This window comes from Mucilaginibacter sp. (assembly GCF_036383575.1).
Classification (GTDB): Bacteria; Bacteroidota; Bacteroidia; order Sphingobacteriales; family Sphingobacteriaceae; genus Mucilaginibacter.
Window position 1 is genome coordinate 1 of the sequence record NZ_DASVOB010000479.1, and the last position, 7787, is coordinate 7787.

Genomic DNA, 7787 nt, shown 5'->3' on the forward strand with positions numbered 1-7787 from the left:
ACCGACTAACACCCCGGGCTTACACACGCCGCCAGGCAATCCAAACTGGCACTTGCCACCGGCAGATATGAAAATGATTTTCCAGGGCCGAAGTCCCCGTCAACTTGCCAAGCAGTTACTGAATCCCAATCTTAACGGCCACAAGGACATGCAAAAGTTAATTGCGCATGCAGACGATGGTTTGGTTGTTGCGGCATTTAGTCCGGGCGAAGGCCGTAAACGCCCGCCTTTAAGTCACGCGGCATTTAAAAAAGCCTGGCTTACCTGGCTGAATACCGGCGCCTATGCACCGGCTAAATAGGCAAAAACTATCTATGACGTTGTGGTTTTAACGAATAAAAAAGCGCTCCGTATCTCACCCCGGAGCGCTATTCAATGTTCCTACAAACACTGCTCAACTAAACTCAGATCTCTACAATCTAAGAATCTTCCATTTCAATAAACACGAGCTTAAACAAGTGCAATCGAAAAAACAGGCAATAATTTACCCTATATCATAATATCTATTTTAATAAAAAATTGATTTTCAATTACAACTACCCCATTACCTCACCAGCGGCCACATTTAAGAGATGCGCAATAGCCACAAGTATCAATATTACTTATTTCTTGAAAAAATAAATAGCATTAATAACTAAAGCATCATTAGCATAAGCCCATTGGGGCATAAACTTATACATGCATTTAAGCAGAAAAATTAATGGGGAATGGAATTATTTAGCAGATAGCTTTGGGAGGCTGCTTAGGCATTTTAATGTGCCTGTCCGTTTCAAACATAAAATGGCACACATCCGGTGATGTAAGCTTTATTTCAAAAGCCCCAAAATCAATGGGATCAAATGATTGCGAAATCAGCACATCAGAAAAAGTAATATTCACATATGGCACATGTTCCTTTTGAGGTACAGGCGTATCTTTTACAGGGGCGGCATGCAGTATATTGTTGGCATTTAAACGTGTTTCGCTATAAGTAGGGATACATTTCAGGTACAATTTATGGCTCGTAACCCTCATTTGTACATAATTATATGCCTGCTCCCCGAACTGAACCTGCCCCCTGATATTTTCGTAATTTTTCCAATCTTTAATACCCGGCAGGTTTACCGGGATCGCTATTTCCTTCAGATCGTGAACATCATATAGTCCTTTTGCCGCCTGTTCATTATAGAACCTTTCCATTTTCCAGGACAGAAATTGATGCAAAACCAGCGATCCGCCCAAGCCGTAAGCATGGACGATCAACAGTAATATGGCAACAATTTTCTTCAAAGGCTTTGTAAGTTTATATCTGTAAATTTAAAAAACTAATAACACTTATGCAACATTTCACGCAACTATTTGTTCATTTATTGAATATTTTTCGATGTTTTCTAAGCTTTTTTATAATATTATTCAAAACCGGCTATTGATGCCTGCTTCCTGTGTTTGTCAACAAAACAAAAGGTGTAGCCGAATCCCATTGAGGCTTAACTCCTTCCTGGTTAATAAATCCCATTGAATAATTTCCTAACAAAATATCTGGTTTGCCATCTGCATTATAATCGCCAACATCCATACAAATCCATCTTCCTTCATTTTCGATAGGCAAATTATGGGGCATAAAATGCAATGGGCCGTTCTGTTCAAAATAGGTAAAACCTTCTGCCGGGTTATTTTTAAGATCCGAGAAAAATGCGATCAGTGCTATGTCCGGCAAGCCATCGCCGTTAAAGTCTGCAGCTATTGCTTTGGTAGCCCCGTTAACCGGGAAGAACCAGGCCTTTTTATATTTAAAATCACCCTGATTGATAAAAATGTAAACCCCGTGATATGGTTTTAAGATCCGCGAATAATCGCTGTTGTCGCCACTGGTGTACAGGATATCTAATTTCCCGTCGTTATTAAAATCAACTAATTGAAAACTACTTGAACCGTAAAACGGCGGAAACCTCAATAAGTTACTTGTTTTGAAACCGCCTTTATGGTCGTTCAAAAACAGCCAGATACCTTCATCGGCCTGGGCAAATAAGCAGGCTATGTCCGGCCATCCGTCATGATCAAAATCGCCGATTATTGCATGTTCGGCTCCGGGAATGGTACTAATAACACGTTTTTCAAATTTGTGGCCGGGCAGTTGCTTCAATAAATATAAGCCACCTGCATTATGGCCAAAGCCGCAAACAACAACATCTGCAAGCCCGTCTTTATCAAAATCAGCAGTCAATGACTGGACCGGGCGCGGTAAGCCATTTGCAATTTCGGCATCCTGCCATACACCGTTCTGGTTAATGGAAATATCTTTCACGTAGCCATTAAGAACGTCAACCGCATCCATCGATCCGATAAATGTAAAAAGCCCATGCTCTTTATTACCGGCATCCTTCATAAACTGAACATCTACCGCCGGCGAACTATATTTATGCACCGATAGCTGGGCCAGGTTGTTTGACCATTGGTAAACACTGCTGTTTGTGCGGTCGCTGGTGTAAATCTGATGCCCAATCGCATCAAACGCGACCATCGTTGTTGTGGCCACGCCGGGCTTATAACCGGTTGGCTTCTTTAAACTAAAAACGCCCCAGTCTTTAAGCGGTTTAATGGGTTGCCGGGCTGCTTTAAGTGCTTTTGGAGCTGCCTTAGTATAATAATCAACAATTTTCAACCAGTCGTCATATGATAACATCGTTTTTGCCGATGGATTATTTACATACTGATCCTCGGCATAAACTTGTATCCCTAACCTTGGTGCCATAGCCGGCAGCACATGTTTGGCCCATGTTTCCTTATCCAAAAACCGGGCATCGGGGTACTCATGGCAGCTTTGGCAGTATTTCAGGGAGAGCGATTTGCCGTCATTTCTTGCCTGCTCACCTCGCTTATCGGGTTGATCGCAGCCAGCTGATAAAAAAATTCCTGTTGCACAAAACAGAAATAAATACGGTAATACCAGGGATTTTTTTAATCTCATCTACTTATCGTTGATCCATTGTTTTTCAGATCCTGTTAAACAAACAAGGAAGAGGCTGCTTTTGCAGTCTCTTCCTTCACAAAAATCAAATAAAAAACCGATTAATAACCCTGGTTCTGTTTTAAAATAGACACCCCGTTTATTTTTTCGAGATCTATCTGAGGTTGAGGTATCGGGTAATACTCATTCTTGTTGATAGTAAAATGAGCCCCGGTTACGTCGGTTATAGTTTTGCCATCAAAACCAAAGTATGTAGCCAATGCCTGTTGTGCAATACCCCAGCGCGAAAGGTCAAAGAAACGGTGACCTTCCATAGCCAGCTCAAGTTTACGCTCAAAATAAATTGCCTTTAAAGCAGCATCCTTGCTTGCAAAGTAACTTGCAGGATATACACTTACCACATAATTAGCAGCCGGGGTAGTAGTGTACCCGCCCATTGGGCTTGCCGGGTCTGTATAAGTATACACAAAGCTTGCAGGTTTAGCAGCGCGTGCGCGTACCTGGTTCACGTAGCTCAGGCCAAAGTCGCCGGTACCTAATTGTGCTTTTGCTTCGGCAGCCATCAGCAACACATCGGCAAAGCGGATCACGTTAACCTGGTTGGCATTACCCGGCGCCCATGAATGGCTATCGGCATAAGTGCCTTTTGTAGCCTGGTAGTAAACATTCTTTTTAGGCGAGTAAGGACCGGCAGAGCTTTGCTCGCGAATCCAGTTCATACCAGGATGGTTACCCCAGTCAAGATACGGGACACCACGACGGCCAACAGTCCAGTCTAAACGCGGATCCAGGTTACCTGCATCAAGTGTAAACGGCTTGTCGGATGCGATATTCATATCATTGGCAACCGGATGGGTATTATAATCATCAAGATATGGTAACCCTGCAGCCGTAGTACGGAATGAGTTAGCAAGATCTAACGTAGGCTGGAAAAATCCGCAGCAGCCGAATGGGCTGTTGTATGGATAGTTAAGCATATCGCCATTATTTGCCTCACCTATTGTGTTTGTACCATCATTAGCCGCCTGCTGAATTGCAAATACGGTTTCCTTGTTGTTTTTAGTTGCGGCGTTAAAGTTGTCAAAATAATTGTCAGTTAAACCATATGCTACACCTTGCGAATTGGTACCACCGGTTATCACCTCTGTAAATATTTTATCAGCGTTGGTATAATCCTTTTGGTACAGGTAGGTTTTAGCCAGATAAGCGCCGGCCGCCCACTTGTTAACGCGGCCTTTTTGCGACTGTGTACCAGGCAAATTGGCATAAGCATATTTGAAATCGTCGACTATTTTGGGCCATACATCCGTAGTATTGGGCTGCACATAGTTAGTTGTAGCTTCATCAATATATGGCACATTACTGAACATCTTTTTAAGATCAAAATAGTAATGTGCACGCAAAAATCTGGCTTGCGCAATGATATTGGTTTTATCAGCATCCGCAATGCCGGTTGCAATAGCAGCGGCTTTAAGTACATTATTTGAACGGCTGATACCCTCATAATCGGCTTTCCATTTACTATTTAAAAAGCCGTTGCTGGCATCTACAGTAAAAGTTGCAATAGAGTTGATAGCCGGCTGATCAATACCAGAGCTACCTTTGTGGGCATCGCCACCGGCAACGCTACCATAGATCCAGTTATCGGGAGAAACTTCCCAGGCACTGCCGCCGCCTAAACCTGCGTTATTTCCATTACCACCCTGACCATCAAGCGCCGAGTACGCGCCTATCAACAAACCGTCTACACCGGCTTTTGTTGCAATTTGATCAGAACTCAGGGCACCTATAGCGGGCTGATCAAGATACGCCTTTTTACATGAGCCCTGTAAAATACCAGCTGCAATCAAAGCAAATACTGATACACGTTGTATATTTTTCATAATGTTTTAATTATTTAGAATTTAACTTGAACGCCTAATAAATATGTGCGGTTTGGCGAGTAGTTACCGCGGTCAACACCAAAGTTTGTGCTGCTGGTTGTACTGCTGGTTGTACCACCACCTACAATCTCCGGATCAACGCCCGAATATTTAGTTATGGTAACAAGGTTAGCGCCTGACAGATACACCCTCAACCTGTCGATGCCGATAGATTTCAGCACTTTGGGGTCAAAAGTATAGCCAACCTGCAGGTTACGTAAGCGTAGGTATGAGCCATTTTCAACATAGAAAGAGTTTGGAACTGTATTGGTACTGAACGAGCCGTCGATTTCCTGAATTGGTGCCTTAGCATTGGTATTTGACGGTGTCCATGAATTATACAAAGCGTTTTTGCTTTTTGCACCGGCAAAGTTTGCGTAAAAATCAGTCCACCACCTAACATCGTTCCAGATCTTATTACCGTATGATCCGTACCAGAACATGTTTAGATCAAAGTTTTTGTAAGTAAAATCAAGATTTAAGCCGCCGGTAAATTTAGGGTTCGGGTTGCCAAGCAAGGTGCGGTCATCTGCAGTCACTTTACCATCGCCATTGATGTCGGCATATTTGAAACGACCAACAGCTGCGTCATTTTGATAGGTACCGCCTGCTGCTGTGTTTGCAGCAGTAATTTCTGCCTGTGAATTCAAGAAGCCTACAGTTTTGTATCCAAAGAAACCGCCAACCGGGCCGCCAACACTGTTCCTGACAATTGAACTACCGTTAACACGACCGGAGTTTTGCTCAAAATAATCCTGACCAAGAGTTACCTGTTTGATAACGTTGTGATAAGTGGTGAACGTTAAAGCCGCGTTCATTTTCAGATCATGGGTTAGGTTTGTATGTGTACCTATGGTGATATCCAAACCTGTATTATCCATTGCACCTACGTTGCTGTAAGGGGCAGTTGCCGAACCAGCGGTACCGGGAAGAGCCGGGTTAAATAAAAGGTCGGTAATGATCTTTTTATAGTAATCGGCGGTAATGTCTAACTTCTGGTTAAAGAATGAACCATCAAAACCGATGTTGAAGTTTTTATCTTTTTCCCATTTAGCATCAGGATTGCCTATGCGGTTTTGTGCAAAACCTGCAACTGTGCTTGTTGATGTTCCATTTACGTCATAGTAAGAGTTGGTTTTGTTGCTGCCAAACGTAGTGAAAGCGTTTGCGGGGTCAACGTTGATCTGGTTACCCATGATACCAAAACCACCCCTGATCTTTAAATCATTGATCCAAGATACACCTTTCAGGAAACTTTCCTGTGATATGCGCCAGCCGGCACTAACAGCAGGGAACCAACCATATTGATATGATTTAAACCTTGATGAACCGTCGCGGCGGATAGTAGCATTTAAAAGATATTTATCGTTGAAGGTATAATCCAAACGGGCAAGCAATGAGAATATCTTATCTCTTGTCAGGGTACTATAAGCCGTAGGTGTGCCTGTACCGGTTGTAATGGTGGTGTAATCAGGATCAAAAGTAAAATAACCTGTATTGGTTGCGCCTAATGTTTGATACCTGTTTTTATAAGCCTCGGTACCTACCAGTAATTTGATATCATGTTTTTGAATTACCTGGTGATAGGTCAATGTGTTTGTCCAGGTATAGTTGTACCCGTTAAATGAATTTTCGGCATAGGAGTTTGTTGAGTTATTTTCCGAGTTCTCATACTCCGGGAAAGTAAAACTGTGATTATAATCAGAATAATACTCACCACCAAATTGAGTACGCACGGTAAAATACCTCAGGAAATCAACTTCGGCAAAGGCATTACCGAAAAGCCTGTTAAATGCACCATAGTTATTTTTAGTACGGTCGGTAATGGCAACAGGGTTACGTGCATTACCTAAGTTGGCCGTGTTTGAGCCGGCATAATTGCCTTTTATATCATATACCGGTATGATAGGCTGCTCACGGAAAGCCATACCAATTGACGAACCTTCATCGTTTTCATTGATCAGCGGGTTTTCTGTTAATGAATAAGATAAATTTTCGCCTACCCTGATATGCTTGGTAACGTTATAGCTTGTATTGGCCCTAACGGTATAACGCTTATCATAAGTGTTTTTCAAAGTACCTCTTTGGTTAAAATAGTTCATTGAAAACAAATAGGTTGCGGCATCCGAACCGCCGCTTAAAGCCACGTTATGACTTTGCACCGGGGCCGATTTAAAAATTTGATGATACCAGTCGGTACCGCCCTTGTTGGCCCGGGTTATACGATAAAAGCCAGATGCATCACCCGATGTATAAAAAGGGTTTACATTGTATTTTGCAGGATCAACCGCGGCGTCGCCATCGTGCACGCCTGCCGGGCCTACGCCGCCCGCGCTGATATAGTCAGGCAATACATTGCCGTTAGGACCATAAAGGTTGCTGCTCAGGTCAACAGGGATATTTTTTAAAGCTGCAGTGTTTTTTATGGCAAAAGCCCTCAGCTGCATCATTTCGGTGGGGTTAAGCAAATTAAATACATTGCCACCTTTAGGAACCTGCGAGCCATAGTAAGCATCATATGATACCGTTGTTTTGCCGGTACCTTTTTTGGTGGTGATCACAATAACGCCATTTGCAGCACGGGCACCGTAAATTGATGCAGAGCTCGCATCCTTAAGTACCTGCATACTTGCTACGTCATTAGGGTTGATATCACTTACATTGGTTGTTGGTACACCATCCACTACATATAGCGGCTGGTTATTACCAAATGTATTTGCACCGCGAATTTTTACCGAAGGGTTTTCGCCGGGTTGGCCCGAAGCTACAACAGTAACACCTGCAGCCTGGCCCTGCAATTGGTTCTCTACAGATGAAACCGGTTGCCTGTTTAACGCAGCCACATCTACAACGGCTACAGCGCCAACAAGGTCTTTTTTCCGTTGCGAACCGTAACCGGTAACTACTACTTCATTAAG

The 7787-nt window shown here is 43.1% G+C and carries 4 protein-coding genes and 1 pseudogene; 1 reads left to right on the forward strand and 4 read right to left on the reverse strand.

What is annotated here, in order from left to right; translation table 11 throughout:
• Positions 1-301, forward strand: a pseudogene (locus VF500_RS17220) (hypothetical protein); the annotation flags it as partial.
• A 416-nt stretch (positions 302-717) separates the two neighbouring features.
• Here VF500_RS17220 and VF500_RS17225 read toward each other — a convergent pair.
• From VF500_RS17225 to VF500_RS17240, 4 genes are all read right to left on the reverse strand, one after another.
• Positions 718-1269, reverse strand: a complete 552-nt coding sequence (locus VF500_RS17225; protein WP_330860866.1) for a hypothetical protein — start codon at positions 1267-1269, stop codon at positions 718-720.
• 133 nt (positions 1270-1402) lie between these two features.
• A complete protein-coding gene (locus VF500_RS17230; RefSeq protein WP_330860867.1) occupies positions 1403-2947 on the reverse strand; it encodes a VCBS repeat-containing protein in 1545 nt (514 codons plus the stop codon).
• Between the two features lie 101 nt (positions 2948-3048).
• Positions 3049-4830, reverse strand: coding sequence for a RagB/SusD family nutrient uptake outer membrane protein (locus VF500_RS17235; RefSeq protein WP_330860868.1), 1782 nt, complete (start codon positions 4828-4830; stop codon positions 3049-3051).
• 14 nt (positions 4831-4844) lie between these two features.
• A partial coding sequence (locus tag VF500_RS17240) for a SusC/RagA family TonB-linked outer membrane protein (RefSeq protein WP_330860869.1) occupies positions 4845-7787 on the reverse strand: 2943 nt, incomplete at its 5' end.

Bases quoted from the DNA above. Each gene is read 5' to 3' on its own strand.
- VF500_RS17230 (WP_330860867.1), bottom strand. From the start codon at position 2,947: ATGAGATTAAAAAAATCCCTGGTATTACCGTATTTATTTCTGTTTTGT.
- VF500_RS17235 (WP_330860868.1), bottom strand. From the start codon at position 4,830: ATGAAAAATATACAACGTGTATCAGTATTTGCTTTGATTGCAGCTGGT.